This window comes from Streptomyces sp. Tu 2975, assembly GCF_009832925.1.
Lineage (GTDB): Bacteria > Actinomycetota > Actinomycetes > Streptomycetales > Streptomycetaceae > Streptomyces.
The window spans coordinates 5342474-5354262 of the sequence record NZ_CP047140.1 but is presented as its reverse complement, the minus strand read 5'-3'; the positions used below and the strand labels follow the sequence as shown (position 1 = coordinate 5354262).

The 11789-nt window shown below is 71.0% G+C and carries 10 protein-coding genes, 2 tRNA genes and 1 pseudogene; 3 read left to right on the top strand and 10 right to left on the bottom strand.

Annotated features, from left to right (window positions below):
• The first annotated feature begins 387 nt into the window (after positions 1 to 387).
• Complete coding sequence (locus tag GLX30_RS23690; protein ID WP_347879786.1) at positions 388 to 1941, top strand: hypothetical protein; 1554 nt, start codon at positions 388 to 390, stop codon at positions 1939 to 1941.
• Entirely contained in the window at positions 1938 to 3533 is a 1596-nt protein-coding gene (locus GLX30_RS23685; RefSeq protein WP_159692109.1) for an NADH-quinone oxidoreductase subunit NuoF family protein, read from the top strand. Before GLX30_RS23690 ends, GLX30_RS23685 begins: the two co-directional genes overlap by 4 nt.
• A gap of 64 nt (positions 3534 to 3597) precedes the next feature.
• Here the strand turns inward: GLX30_RS23685 and GLX30_RS23680 are convergent.
• From GLX30_RS23680 to GLX30_RS34415, 8 genes and pseudogenes are all read right to left on the bottom strand, one after another.
• A tRNA-Ala gene (locus tag GLX30_RS23680) sits at positions 3598 to 3670 on the bottom strand.
• 179 nt (positions 3671 to 3849) lie between these two features.
• A complete protein-coding gene (locus GLX30_RS23675; RefSeq protein WP_159692107.1) occupies positions 3850 to 4083 on the bottom strand; it encodes a hypothetical protein in 234 nt (77 codons plus the stop codon).
• Between the two features lie 350 nt (positions 4084 to 4433).
• Positions 4434 to 4506: transfer RNA gene (locus GLX30_RS23670), tRNA-Ala, on the bottom strand.
• 115 nt (positions 4507 to 4621) lie between these two features.
• The gene (locus GLX30_RS23665) at positions 4622 to 5302 is read right to left on the bottom strand and encodes a histidine phosphatase family protein (RefSeq protein WP_159695211.1); all 681 of its coding nucleotides are present in this window, start codon (positions 5300 to 5302) and stop codon (positions 4622 to 4624) included.
• Entirely contained in the window at positions 5299 to 5733 is a 435-nt protein-coding gene (rsfS, locus tag GLX30_RS23660; RefSeq protein WP_037776826.1) for a ribosome silencing factor, read from the bottom strand. Before rsfS ends, GLX30_RS23665 begins: the two co-directional genes overlap by 4 nt.
• Before the next feature lie 95 nt (positions 5734 to 5828).
• Positions 5829 to 7663, bottom strand: a pseudogene (locus GLX30_RS23655) (LCP family protein).
• Between the two features lie 19 nt (positions 7664 to 7682).
• Complete coding sequence (gene nadD, locus GLX30_RS23650) at positions 7683 to 8318, bottom strand: nicotinate-nucleotide adenylyltransferase (protein ID WP_159692105.1); 636 nt, start codon at positions 8316 to 8318, stop codon at positions 7683 to 7685.
• 38 nt (positions 8319 to 8356) lie between these two features.
• Positions 8357 to 8518: a hypothetical protein gene (locus tag GLX30_RS34415; protein WP_167306856.1), complete on the bottom strand. Its 162-nt coding sequence runs from the start codon at positions 8516 to 8518 to the stop codon at positions 8357 to 8359.
• Positions 8519 to 8741: 223 nt separating this feature from the next.
• Between GLX30_RS34415 and GLX30_RS23645 the strand changes: the two genes are divergently transcribed.
• Positions 8742 to 9839 carry a M48 family metallopeptidase gene (locus tag GLX30_RS23645; RefSeq protein ID WP_159692103.1) on the top strand — a complete coding sequence of 366 codons (1098 nt, stop codon included), beginning with the start codon at positions 8742 to 8744 and terminating at the stop codon, positions 9837 to 9839.
• Here GLX30_RS23645 and GLX30_RS23640 read toward each other — a convergent pair.
• Positions 9748 to 10899, bottom strand: coding sequence for a hypothetical protein (locus GLX30_RS23640; RefSeq protein WP_244258270.1), 1152 nt, complete (start codon positions 10897 to 10899; stop codon positions 9748 to 9750). The genes GLX30_RS23645 and GLX30_RS23640 overlap by 92 nt on opposite strands.
• A gap of 226 nt (positions 10900 to 11125) precedes the next feature.
• Complete coding sequence (locus tag GLX30_RS23635) at positions 11126 to 11749, bottom strand: hypothetical protein (protein WP_159692101.1); 624 nt, start codon at positions 11747 to 11749, stop codon at positions 11126 to 11128.
• Positions 11750 to 11789: the final 40 nt, after the last annotated feature.

Here is an 11789-nt window from a genome sequence, read left to right as displayed (position 1 = left end):
CGTCGGGACTGATCAGCGCGGCTCGCTAAGCAGAAGGCGTACGGCACGCATGGCGTCAGGGTACCGCAGCGAGGGAACCGCCCGCATGAGTGTCCGTTCCGGGCCCCCGGAGCCGTGAACGGCTGGTTCCGGCCGACTCCGGCGATCAAGGCGTCCGGGTTACTCCGCGTATCGACCCTATCCAGGGCAACCCCCGAGTCAGTTGTGCTCACTTCACCTCGATAAACCTTGAAACCTCGTACTGGTTGGTATGGGTCGACCTAGAGTGCGTCAACGGGACAGCTTTCCCGCACCATTCGGAGTCGCCCCATGAACCCTCGTCTCAAGATGCGTTTGTCACCCGGTCCGGGCCGCGGACTCAGCCGCCAGGTGCAAGGCGGCATCTCCGTGGCCGCGTTGGTGCTCCTACCCCTGCTCGCCGTCGGAGGAAGCGACAGTTTCCGCGCCGCGCTCGACTTCACCACCGGGGTCCTCTCCCTGGTGTCCTTGACCGCCTCCGTCGCCTGGGGCCTCATCGCCACCGACCGTCTGCTTCTCTCGCCCCGCCACCGGCTGCTCGCGCAGGGCATCCACCGGGCGACCGCCATCGCCTCGCTCGGGTTCCTGCTGCTGCACGCCACGGTGAAGGTGTCGCTGGGACACGTGCCGCTGCTCGGCGCGATGATCCCGTTCGGCCTGGGCGTCACCGGCACGGAGGCGCTCATCGGCTTCGGCTCGCTGGCCGGGTTCCTGATGGTGGTGGCCGGTACGACCGGCGCCCTCCGCAGTGCGCTGGCCGGCAACATCAAGGTCGCCGGCCGCTGGCGACCGCTGCACATGCTGGCGTACCCGGCGTGGAGCTTCGCCCTGGTCCACGGCCTCTACGCCGGCCGGCCGGCCGCGGCATGGGTCGTGACCATGTACTGCCTGGCCCTTCTGGGAGTCGCCGCGGCGGTCTCCGTACGCATGATGCCGCGTCCGGTCCAGCGCCGGATCGCCGCCAAGATCATGTCCCTGACCGGTGCCGCCGGAGCCGACGGGCCGGCCGCCGCGGACGAGCAGGCGCAGCGTGATCTCGCCACGGCGCCGCTCCCGGGCGTCAGCGGGATGAACGGGACGGGCCGCCCGACCGTACCCGCAGGCATGGACCGCATGGACCGCGTGGACCGCATGACCGGCGCAGTGAACGGCGTGCCGTCGCAGCGCCCGTACGAACAGGACTTCCAGCCGCCCCTCGGCCAGGCGCGAGCCCAGCCCCCGAGGCTCGCCGCGCCCTCGCCGCAGCTCTACGAGGCCCCGCGCCCTCAGGAGGAGGAGCCGGCCTTCGTGCCGGACAGCGGCGGGCCCACCGGCGGCCGCCGCACCAGCATGTCCGCCGCCTACCGCGCGGTCTCGCTGGCGGGCGAGCCGTCCGCCCCGCTCGCCGAGCGGGTGCCGATGACGGAGGAGATACCCGTGGTGTCGGAGACGGGCCCGCGGACGGGCAGCTGGCCGACCCCCTCGCCGCCTCCCCCGGCGCAGTCGGTGCGGCCCGACCCGGCCCGGCCCCTCTACGACACCCCTCCCCCGCCGCTCTTCGACGCCGCGCCCTCGTACGACACGCCGCCGGCGCCTTACGGCGGTTCCGCCTCGTTCGACGCGCCCACCTCCTACGACACGGGCAGCGTCCCCTCGTACGACACGGGCAGCGTCCCCTCCTACGACACCGGCGGCTTCACCGCGCAGGACGCCACGGCCGCCTACGCGCCGTCCGCCGCGTACGACACCTCCGGCGGCTACCCGCCGCCGGCCTCCTACGACACACCTTTGACCGATCCCGCACTCGCAGCCCCATATGGCGACCGGTCCTCGTACGACAACGGAAACGTCCCTGCGTACGACGAGACGGCGCCACTGCCCGGCCCCCTCTTCCCGCCCCCGGCGGGAGAGCCCTGGCACGCACCAGCAGGAGAACGACCGTGAACGCGCCCCTCCCCGACGTCCCGGAGGTCCGCGTCGTCGGCCTCCCCCAGCTGACGCAGGGTTTCGACCTCGTCGACCGCCTCGACCTGCCCATGCACCTGAAGGTGCACGGGCCGCTGGAGCCCGTGAGCGGCGAGCGGCTCGCACAGCTCGCGGAGGACATATCCCTCACCGGCCGCGGCGGCGCGGGTTTCCCCTTCGGCAAGAAGCTGCGGGCCGTCGCCAAGTCCGCCATCCGGCGCGGCATACGGCCGGTGGTCGTCGTCAACGGCAGCGAGGGCGAGCCCGCCTGCCGCAAGGACACGGTGCTGCTCAACCGCGCGCCGCATCTCATCCTCGACGGCGCGCTGCTCGCCGCGGAGGCGCTCGGCGCACGGACTCTCGTCGTCGCGGTCACCCGCAACTCGACCGAGATCTCCATGCGGGCCGCGCTCGCCGAGCGCGGCCTCTCGGACCGTCGCGGCCAGGCGCTGCGCGCCCGCGTGGTGCGCACCCCGGAGCGCATGGTCTCCGGTGAGGCGTCCTCCGTCATCCGGGCCGTCAACGGCGGCCCCGCGCTGCCGCCGGGCCGGCGCGTGCGCGCCGCGGAGACGGGCGTCGGCGGCGCTCCGACGCTGCTCTCCAACGCGGAGACGTTCGCGCAGCTCGCCGTCGCCGCGCGGATCGGCGCCCGCCGCTACAGCCACACCGGCCTGGACTCCGAACCGGGCACGGTCATGCTCACCATCTCCGGCGCGGTGGCCCGGCCGATGGTCGTCGAGGTGCCGACGGGCGTGCCGCTGCGGTACGTGCTCCAGCTGGCGGGCGCCCCGCCGCAGCCGCAGGGGGTGCTGACGGGCGGCTACCACGGCAACTGGATCGACGCGGCCGCGGTCCACGAGGCGGTCGTGTCCAAGGAGTCCCTGGCGTCCGTGGGCGGCGCCCTGGGTGCGGGCGCGATCCTGCCGATCGGTCCGGAGACCTGCCCGCTGGGCGAGGCGCTGCGGGTGGCCAACTGGCTGGCGGCGGAGACCGCCGGCCAGTGCGGCCCCTGCAAGCTCGGGCTGCCCGCGGCCGCCGGCGGTCTGGCCGACGTGATGAACGGCGGTGGCCCGGCGGCGCTGGAGGCGCTGCGCGAGGTCACCCAGGCCGTCAAGGGCCGTGGCGCCTGCAAACACCCCGACGGTTCGGCCAGATTCTTCGCCTCGACGCTGTCCGCCTTCACCGACGATCTGGCGGCGCACGTCCTGCACGGCGGCTGCGGCCGCGACACCACGGGTGTGCTGCCCCTGCCCCTGCCCGGTTACGAGGAGGCCGAGGAGTCGATCCCCAGCGGCGAGAAGATCTTCGTCGACTGGACGCTCTGCCAGGGCCACGGACTGTGCGCCGACATCGTCCCGGAGCTGATCCGGCTCAACCCCGACGGTTATCCGTCGGTGGCCGACGCGATGGTCCCCATGCACATGAGGGGCCGCGCGCAGCGGGCGGTGCGCCGCTGCCCCGCCCTCGCCATGCGGATCGAGCAGGTGCCCTCCTCGGGCCCGACGCCGCCGCCCGCGCGTCCGGCGCTCCCCAGCAGCAACCGCAAGGCCCTGGGCAGCGGCCGTAGTTGACGGCAGCCGCACACAACAGTGAAGCGGGCCACCCGATCCGGGTGGCCCGCTTCACTGTCTCTTGTGGAGCTAAGGAGAATTGAACTCCTGACCTCCTGCATGCCATGCAGGCGCTCTACCAACTGAGCTATAGCCCCTTGCTGTGTGCCGCCCCGCTCCCGGGTTTCCCCCGCGGCGGCGACGTAGAGAACATTAACGCCCCCGTCGCCGCATCTCCAAATCGTTTCCGGTCCCGCCCGTAACGCCCCGGTTCACCCCGTTCGCGAGCGGGGTGACAAAGGGGACGGATCCGACAGCCTGTCAGGCCCTGAGGCGGTCAGGCCGTCGCGAACGAGTAGAAACGTTTAAGGGTGCAGTGCTCGTCCAGGAGCCGGCCGTAGATCGGCTCACCCTCGAGCTCGCGGTAGGTCTCGATCGGGTCGCCCTTTATGATCAGCGCCCGCGCGCACTCCTCGCACCAGTACTGGAAGTCGGCATTGACCGGATCCATGTCCCTGACGATCGGCGTACCGCTGCCGCACCAGTCGCATTTACGCCTGTGGGCACCCATCACTCAGCTCCAGCTGTGGCCGCAGGCCGTGCACACGAAGGAAACGCCGCCGTTGTCCCCGAGGACCTGGGCGACATGGACAGAACCACAGGAAGGACAGCTGAGGCGAGCACCGGCCTCCGCCGTGGCAAGCAGGTCATCGGCAGCCTCCCCGGCTTCCTCGCCGCTGGCGGACATCGTGCGCTCCCTCCCGTACCGCCGGTGTCCCCTCCGGCCGTCCGATTCTGCCACGGCCGCGCACGGTGGTCAGCGGCGTTCGCGTACGAGATCGGCCACGCACCACGGGAGGGTGGTCGTGATCGGACAAGAACGAAGAATCCCGCCCCCTGACAGGGGACGGGATCCGATTGTGGAGCTAAGGAGAATTGAACTCCTGACCTCCTGCATGCCATGCAGGCGCTCTACCAACTGAGCTATAGCCCCGCGTGTTCTTCGCGCTCCGCGCTGCGAACAAGAAGAACTTTAGCCTGCGACCTGCCGGAAAGTGAAATCCGGGTCCGGTACCGCCGCCGGGCGGTGCGCGCCGGACCCGGCCCGCTCAGGTGTCGTCGCCGAGGACCGGCTCCGGCAGGGTGCCGGCGTTGTGCTCGAGCAGCCGCCAGCCCCGCGCGCCTTCGCCCAGCACCGACCAGCAGCAGTTCGTGAGCCCGCCGAGGCTCTCCCAGTGCCGGGACTCGAGACCGAGCAGCCGGCCGATGGTCGTTCGGATCGTGCCACCGTGGCTGACGACGACGAGCGTGCCGTCGTCGGGGAGCTTCTCGGCGTGGTGGAGCACCACCGGAGCGGCCCGGTCGGCCACCTCGGTCTCCAGCTCCCCGCCGCCGCGCCGGACGGGCTCGCCGCGCTTCCACGCGGCGTACTGGTCGCCGTAGCGCTCGATGATCTCCTCGTGGGTAAGACCCTGCCAGGCGCCCGCGTAGGTCTCGCGCAGGGCGGCGTCGTAGGAGATGTCGATGCCGGTGACACCCGCCAGCTCGCCCGCGGTCGCCGCGGCCCGCTTCAGGTCGGAGGCGACGATCGCGTCGGGGTTCAGCGACGCGAGCAGCCGGGCGGCACGGCGCGCCTGGGCGACGCCTGCCTCTGTCAGCTCGATGTCCGTGGAGCCCTGGAAACGACGCTCCAGGTTCCACGCGGTCTGGCCGTGACGCCACAGGACGATGCGCCGGCCGCGCGCCCGCCGGGTGCTCCCGGCGCCGCCGCCGCTGTTGTTGCCGTTCAGCGCTGCTCCCCTTCCGTGTCACCGCCGGTGAGCTCGGCGTGCTCCTTGGCCTTGCCGCGGGTCTTCCTGGCGTCCTCCGGGAGCGCGAGCTCCGGGCAGTCCTTCCAGAGCCGCTCGAGAGCGTAGAAGACCCGCTCCTCTGTGTGCTGGACGTGCACCACGATGTCGACGTAGTCGAGCAGGATCCAGCGGGCGTCGCGGTCGCCCTCGCGGCGCACCGGCTTGGCGCCGAGCTGCTTGTTCAGCCGCTCCTCGATCTCGTCGACGATCGACTTGACCTGACGGTCGTTGGGCGCCGAGGCGAGGAGGAAGGCGTCGGTGATGGAGAGGACATCGCTGACGTCGTACGCGATGATGTCGTGCGCGAGCCGGTCGGCCGCCGCCTGGGCGGCAGCGTTGACGAGCTCGATGGAGCGATCCGTGGCGGTCACAGGCAGGCTTTCGTCGGCGGTCAGGAACCCTTCAAGGGTCTCACGGACCGCCGACACCCCACGCAGCGATGCTCAGGCCCCCCGCGCCGCCCCGGTCACTCCGGCTCCTCGATCTTGTAATCGGGGCCGAGGACCACCGAGACGTCGGCGTTGGTGGCGGCCTTGCCCTTCTTCACGGCACCGGCCGGCAGACCGAGGGTCTTGGCGACCTCCTCCGCCTTCGCCTTCTGCGCGTCGTCGCCGTAGGTGACCTGCGACGCGTCGACCGTGTCCGCCTTGCCTCCGTCGATGACGTTGTAGCCGCCGTTGATGAGGGTGACCCGGGCCTGCTCCGTGGCATCGGCCTTCCCGCTGCCGTTCTTGATCCCCACGCGGAGGGTGTCGCCCGGCTCCGGCGCGCTGACCGAGCCGCCGAGGACGTCCTTGACGACGCTGCCGGCGGCCTCGTCGCTGAGCGTGCCGTCCTCCTGGACAGGCAGCAGCGCGGTCTTGTAATCGCCGCCCTTCGCGTGCTCGGCGAGCTTGGCGAGGGACGTCCCGAGGTCCTGCTCGTTGAGGGACGGGTCGAGGATCTGAGCCAGGGTCTCCACGATGACCGTGGCCGACTTCGGGTCGTCCGGGAGCTTCTTGAGCACCGCCTGCATGACCTGGCCGAAGCGCAGCAGCTGCTTCTCCTCGGCCTCCTCGGGCCCGACGTAGGTGGCGTACGCCACGGCCGCCCGACCGTTGAGTGTCTGGTTCTCGCCCTTCTTCACCAGGGGCTCGTCGCCCTTCTCCGCAGCGGGGACCTCGGTGTCGGTCGTCAGGTCGATCGTGCCGACCAGCTCGACGAGGTTCTCCAGGTACGGGGTGTCGAGGCGCCAGGTGCCGGAGACCTTGGCGCCCAGCAGGGTGCCGATCGCCTCGCGGGTACCGGTGGACCCGTCGTCCTCGACCGACTTGCCGAGGGTGGTGGCCGTGCCGTCGTCGTTCGCCACGGAGAGGTTGTCGGGGAGCAGGACGGTGGTGCCCTGGCCGGTGGTGGCGTTGTCGACGAGAAGGGCGGTGGACGTGCCCTTCTTCCTGGTGTTGTGCAGGTGCACCACGATGACGTCCCGCTTCTGCGGGCCGGCGGCCGCCTCGCTCTTCGTGTCGGAGCCGGACAGGCCGGGGAGCTTGCCCGCGTACCAGAGGTAGCCGACGCCGCCGACGAGCACGAGGGCCAGCGTGACGAGGAGCGCGACGACGCGGTTGCGGCCCCGGCGCTTGGCCTCCTCGCGCCGCTCCGAGCGGCTCTCGGTGAACTTCAGCCAGTCGATGACGTCTTCGGAGTCCTCGTCCGGCTCCTCGATGAACGAGAACTGCTCGGTCTGGTAGGGACGCTCCGACCCGTCCGCGGGCCGGCGCTGCTCCGGCACCCCGGCCGTTTCCTGGGCCGCACGAGCGGGACGCTGCTGCTGGTGGTGAGGGGCCTGCTGCTGAGGGGCCTGCTGTTGCTGTGGAGCCTGTTGTTGCGGGATCCACTGCCCCGTGGTGTCGACGGCGGGGCGGGTGCCGGTGTCGTAGCCGTAACCGCCCTGGCCGGACGCGTAAGGGTCGTAGCCCCGGTCCTGCCCAGCCGGAGCCTGCGGCTGCGGGGGGTACGGGTCGTATCCGTAGCCCTGGGACGGCTGGGGCCGGCCGTAGTCCTGCCCGGTGCCGCCGTAGCCGCTGTCCGCGCCGCCGTACCCCTGCTCGGGGCGTAGCCCGGCGCCGAGCCGTAGTCCTGCGTGGAACCGTAGGCCCCGGGGCCCGGACCGTTCTGTCCGTCCTGCTGCCCAGAGTGGCCGCCCTGCTGCTGTGCGTAAGGATCGTACTGCTGGGGCTGCTGATAGACCGGCTGTCCGTACTCGTCGTAGCCGATGATCTGCGGCTGGTGGTACGGGTCGTAAGGATTCTGCTGGTCGTTCAACGGTGCCCCTCTCCGCGGCTCATTCGCCGCGGTACAACTGGCGCTTGTCGATGTAGCGCACCACACCGTCCGGCACCAGGTACCAGACCGGGTCCCCCTGGGCGACTCTCTCCCTGCAGTCTGTCGACGAGATGGCCAGCGCCGGAACCTCCACCAGGGAGACTCCGCCCTCGGGCAGGCCGTCGTCCGTCAGATCATGGCCAGGCCGGGTCACTCCGATGAAGTGGGCGAGCGAGAACAGTTCCTCGGCGTTGCGCCAGCCGAGGATCTGGGAGAGCGCGTCGGCACCCGTGATGAAGAACAGGTCCGAGTCCTCGTTGAGGGAGCGCAGGTCCCGCAGAGTGTCGATGGTGTACGTCGGGCCGCCGCGGTCGATGTCGATACGGCTCACCGAGAACTGCGGGTTGGACGCCGTGGCGATGACCGTCATCAGATAGCGGTCCTCGGCCGGCGACACGTTCTTGTGGCTCTTCTGCCACGGTTGCCCGGTCGGCACGAACACCACCTCGTCGAGGTGGAAGAGGGCGGCGACCTCGCTGGCGGCCACCAGGTGTCCGTGGTGGATCGGGTCGAACGTCCCGCCCATCACGCCGAGTCGGCGTCTGCCCGGATCGGAGCCGGCGCCGGAGCCCGCGGCCACTATCTGCTCTCCCATGCGTGCAGAGCCTACTGGCACCGGTCGCCGGCCAGGGATCAGCGGTCGCGGTTGAAGCGGGTGGTGATCCACAGCAGCAGCATCAGGGCGAGGAAGGCGCCGATGCCGGTCACGTACGGGCTGAGGCTTTCGTGGTTGCCGCCGTGCTCGGCGCCCTCGGCGAGAGTGACCAGGTTGGCGGCGGTGCCGGTGAGGCTCATCTTCAACAGGACCAATCGATCGGGAGTGGGAGTCGGAGACTTCGCGCACATCGTATGCGGGCCTCCCGGGCACGCTCACGCCGACTCGGTCGTTGTGCCCACCGCAGACGCCGTCACAGGGGTTCCCGGGAGTTGTCCACAGGCCCCGCCGTGCCGCGGCCTCAGCCCCTAGGCTGAGGTCCGTCAGGGGGACGAGCGAGGACTCGCACCAACAGGGGGCACCATGACCAACAGCCACGAGCAGGTTCCGAGCAGGCAGCGCACGCGCTTCCCGGGGATCTCCTCACGTGCGTACGAACACCCCGCGGACCGCTCGGCGCTCGTCGCGCTGCGCAAGCTCAGCGGCTTCGACACCGTTTTCAAGGCACTCAGCGCGCTGCTTCCCGAGCGCAGCCTGCGGCTGCTCTTCCTCTCCGACTCGGTGCGGGTGAGCGACGCCCAGTTCGCGCATCTCAACGACATGCTGCGCGACGCCTGCTACATCCTGGACCTGGAGAAGGTCCCCGCGATGTACGTGACGCAGGACCCGCGTCCCAACGCCATGTGCATCGGCCTGGACGAGCCGATCATCGTCCTGACCACCGGGCTCGTGGAGCTGCTCGACGAGGAGGAGATGCGGGCGGTCGTCGGCCATGAGGTCGGTCACGCCCTCTCGGGGCACTCCGTCTACCGCACGGTCCTCCTCTTCCTCACCGGCCTGGCGCTGAAGGTCGCCTGGATACCGCTGGGCAATGTGGCGATCATGGCGATCGTCACGGCGCTGCGCGAGTGGTTCCGCAAGTCGGAGCTGTCGGCCGACCGCGCGGGCCTGCTCGTGGGCCAGGACCTCCAGGCGTCGATGCGTGGCCTGATGAAGATCGCCGGTGGTAACCACCTGCACGAGATGAACGTTGACGCCTTCCTGCAGCAGGCGGAGGAGTACGAGTCCGCGGGCGACCTGCGTGACTCGGTCCTCAAGATCCTCAATGTGCTCCCCCGGTCGCACCCGTTCACCACGGTGCGCGCCGCCGAGCTGAAGAAGTGGGCGGAGAGCCGCGACTACCAGCGGATCATGGACGGCCACTACCCCCGCCGCACCGAGGACAAGGACACCTCGGTCACCGACTCGTTCCGCGAGTCCGCCTCGCACTACGCCGACACTGTGCGCACCAGCAAGGATCCGCTGATGAAGCTGGTCGGCGACATAGCGGGCGGAGCGGGCGACCTCGGCGGGAAGCTGCGGGACAAGTTCATGGGCAACGGCAGCGCGGCGGGTGGGACCGCGGGCGGCAGCAACGGCACCGGTCCGGCGGCAGGCGGCAGCGCTCAGGGCGAGGGCTGAGCCTCGGGGCGAGGGAGCCGCACAGCGCCACGGTGGCCCGGCCCGTCGCGTACGGGTCGGTGCCTGCCGGGCCGTCGGAATCCGCCCGCTGTCCGGACAGCAGCGGATGCAGCGCTCCCGACACGTCGGACGAGCAGGCCTGCGGCCCGGCGTGGAGGTTGCTGACCCGTACCTCCAGGCGATGGTGCGCGAGGTCGTCCCTGTCGAAACGGAAGTGGAGCTCGCGGCGGACCGTGAAGAGCGAGGCCTCGTCCGTGCCGGGACCGCTGACGGCCGCCCGGCGCAGCGCGTAGACGAAGGTGTGGTCGGAGACGATCTCCAGGGCGCCGGTTCCCGCCTCTGTCACGGTGAGCGTGCCCCGCACCCGTACGTCCGGATCGGCCAGTGCGACCTTCGCGGGGTCGAAGCGCACCAGCCAGCCGGTGGCGGCGTGTCGTCCGTCGGCGGCCGGTGAGGCGACGCTCCGGTCGAACTGCGCCATCTGGTCCGGGTGGAGCAGGGTACGCACCGGCTGGACGGCGTCACCGGTGAGGACGTCGGGGTCGAGCGACGACGTCACCAGGTAGTCCTTGACGGTTGCCAGCGCGGTCATCACCTGCGTCTCCGAGAAGTGCTCTGTCCGGCGCACGGGCGGCATGGTGATGCCCGCGGCGCCCGTGCGGAACTGACCGGCCTGGCTGCTCGCATAGAGCTCGGCGGGGGAGCCGCCCGGCACGGGGCCCTGCGGTGCGAGGGGGACGACCGTGACGCGCAATTGCTCGGCCTGCCGGGCCTGGGGCGGCTGGTAGGGATGCCGGACGCCCAGGTAGATCGCGGTGCCGAAGGCGATGACGACGAGGAGGACCAGCAGCAGTATCTGCCCGGGGGCACGTCCTGCGTTCCACGCGGGGAGGCTGCGTACGGCCGGAGCGTGCTCGCCCATCCGCTCCACCGCGGAGAATTCCTGGACGCGGGCAGCACGGATGAACGATTCGTCGAAGACGACCGATCCGTACTCGTCATCTCCACCGCCGGGGAGCCCCTCGGGAGTCCCCTCGGGCGGGTCTCCACGCCCAGCCATACTTTCAGGGTAGGTCTGACGGGCACGCGGTAAACGCCCTGGTCCACCACAAGTTCTGACGAGTTCTCACCAAGTTGCGCACTGGGTGACCGGGGGTAAAGAACGCCGCTCCAGGGTCGACGCACGGGCCTCATGGACCCCGCGGGGCCCCGAAAAAACGCGGGGCCTCAGGGAGCGCGGGAGCCCCAGGAAACGCAGGCGACCTCAGGGGGAGGGCGCGCGGGCCTCAGGGAGCCGGTGGCGCCGTGGAGACCCGCGGGGCGGAGCGTTCGAGCGGTGTGGCGACGGGGCCATTGCCCCGCCCGCTGACCGTGGCTCCCGTCGGGGGCGCGTCCACGCCTGTCCGTGCGGGCTGCGGCACCGGCTCCTGCCGGTTGCCGTTCGAGGCTCCGCGGTACACGGCCGTGAAGGCGAGGGCGACCATCCCGATGCCCATCAGCAGGGCCAGCAGCCAGGCCACCGGCCGGTGCCAGCGAGCGGTGCCGCGATAGGGACGCAGAGCGCCGCCGTGCCGCCCGTAAGGGCCCGCCCAGTCCCCGTCGGGGCCAGTGTCCTCGTCGTCCTCGTCGTCGTGGTCGTAGCCGCGGCGCCGGTGGCCGGCGGTGTGGCGGCTGTTGTAGAGGTCGTCGTCGGGAGAGTGCCCTCGTGAGCCGGACCGGGCGGCGTCCGCCTCTGCGCGGGCCTCCGCGGCTGCCAGCAGCCGCTCCACCGCGGACGGTTCGTGGATCTTGGCGGCCCGTACGAAGTCCTCGTCGAACACCACGGTGGCGAAGTCCTCGTCCGCGCCCCCGCGGTCGTCGTCAGGCTCCCAGCCGTCCGGGAACGGCTTGCCCCCCACGTCGTCCGGCACGTTCTCAGAGTAGACCGGGGGGCCCGGTTTGGGCAGGGAG

Bases quoted from the DNA above. Each gene is read 5' to 3' on its own strand.
- GLX30_RS23645 (WP_159692103.1), top strand. From the start codon at position 8,742: ATGACCAACAGCCACGAGCAGGTTCCGAGCAGGCAGCGCACGCGCTTC.
- GLX30_RS23640 (WP_244258270.1), bottom strand. From the start codon at position 10,899: ATGGCTGGGCGTGGAGACCCGCCCGAGGGGACTCCCGAGGGGCTCCCC.
- GLX30_RS34415 (WP_167306856.1), bottom strand. From the start codon at position 8,518: ATGAGCCTCACCGGCACCGCCGCCAACCTGGTCACTCTCGCCGAGGGC.
- GLX30_RS23675 (WP_159692107.1), bottom strand. From the start codon at position 4,083: ATGGGTGCCCACAGGCGTAAATGCGACTGGTGCGGCAGCGGTACGCCG.
- nadD (WP_159692105.1), bottom strand. From the start codon at position 8,318: ATGGGAGAGCAGATAGTGGCCGCGGGCTCCGGCGCCGGCTCCGATCCG.